General features: G+C 74.3%; 2 protein-coding genes. Both read right to left on the reverse strand.

Features of this window, described 5'->3' with window-relative positions; all coding sequences use genetic code 11:
• A partial coding sequence (locus AX737_RS17020) for an NAD(P)H-dependent oxidoreductase (protein ID WP_197430609.1) occupies window positions 1-344 on the reverse strand: 344 nt, incomplete at its 3' end.
• A 238-nt stretch (window positions 345-582) separates the two neighbouring features.
• Window positions 583-1,257 (reverse strand): methyltransferase, encoded by a 675-nt coding sequence (locus AX737_RS17025; RefSeq protein ID WP_066923489.1) that lies wholly within the window; start codon window positions 1,255-1,257, stop codon window positions 583-585.
• Window positions 1,258-1,267: the final 10 nt, after the last annotated feature.

The following is a 1,267-nucleotide window of genomic DNA, read 5'->3' on the forward strand; positions in this document are numbered from 1 at the left end:
CCCCCGCCGGTCGCGGTGAGCGCCACGGGCTTTCCGAGCAGCGCCTCCGGCCGCACGAAGTCGAAGACGTGCTTGAACAGGCCCGCGTACGAGCCCTGGTAGACCGGCGTGCCGACGATGAGCGCGTCCGCGTCCTCGATCGCCTCGACGATGCGCCGGGCCGGCAGGGGCAACTCGTCCCGGCTCGCCACGACGAGGCCCGCGCCCGCATCCACCAGATCGTAGACCGCCAGATCGATGCGGCGCGCGCGGGCGAGGTCGGCGGCCACCGCCTCGACGAGGCCCCGCGTGCGGGAGGGCCGGCTGGCGCTGGCCGAGAAGGCGACGACGCGGGGCAGGGACATCGGACCAGGGGACACTCGGCTAACCTCCGGTCTGCCCGAGAAGACCCCTGGGCGTGAGGGCTGCGGCGGCGGGTTCGGGACGCCCATCGTGACGCGTGCGGACCGGGGTGCAAAGCCCGGACCGTCCGCGAACGCCAGAGTGCCAGATGGTTCTGGCCGGGGCGTTAAGCCAGATGGTTCATGCCGGGAAACCGAAAAGACCCGTCCGTCCCGGCGCGAGATCAGGAATCCCGGTCGCTCAGGAATCCCGGTCGCGAAAGCGCCAGACGTGGCTCTCCTTGATCTCGGCATCCTCCAGCGCCCGCGTCACCGGGACGCGGTAGCTCGCGAGCTGTTCGAGGCGCGCGCGGGGCAGGTAGGAGCGGCCGGGGTCGCCCACCAGCACCCGCGTGCCGCGCGCGGCGAGGTCGCCGAGCCAGTCCCCGACCCGCGCGGCGAGGTCGCGCTCGTAGAAGATGTCGGCCGCCAGCACGAGGTCGGCCTCCGGGGTCCGCCCGATCAGGTCCTCGGCCGTCGCTGCGATCCGCTCCGCCACCCCGTTCGCCGCCGCGTTCAGGGCGATCGCCGGCAGCGCGAAGGAGTCGAGGTCGCTGGCCAGCACCCGCGCCGCCCCGGCCCGCGCCGCCGCGACGGCGCAGAGGCCGGAGCCCGAGGCGAAATCGAGCACGCGGGCGCCCGCGCAGAGGTCCGGGTTGTCGAGGAGGTAGCGGGCGAGCGCCTGTCCGCCCGCCCAGGCGAAGGCCCAGAAGGGCGGGGGCAGCCCGATCGCCTCCAGCTCCTCCTCGGTCCTCTGCCAGAGCGCGGTGGCCTCGTCGGCGACGTGGAGCCGGATCTCGGGCGCGTGCGGCACCGGGCGCAGCGCGGTGTTGGCGAGGATGAAGCTCTCCGCGGCCTCCGGGGTGAGGCGGTTCATGCCGGCGCTG

It is taken from the genome of Methylobacterium sp. CCH5-D2, assembly GCF_001556475.1.
Classification (GTDB): Bacteria; Pseudomonadota; Alphaproteobacteria; order Rhizobiales; family Beijerinckiaceae; genus Methylobacterium; species Methylobacterium hispanicum.

Bases quoted from the DNA above. Each gene is read 5' to 3' on its own strand.
- AX737_RS17025 (WP_066923489.1), bottom strand. From the start codon at position 1,257: ATGAACCGCCTCACCCCGGAGGCCGCGGAGAGCTTCATCCTCGCCAAC.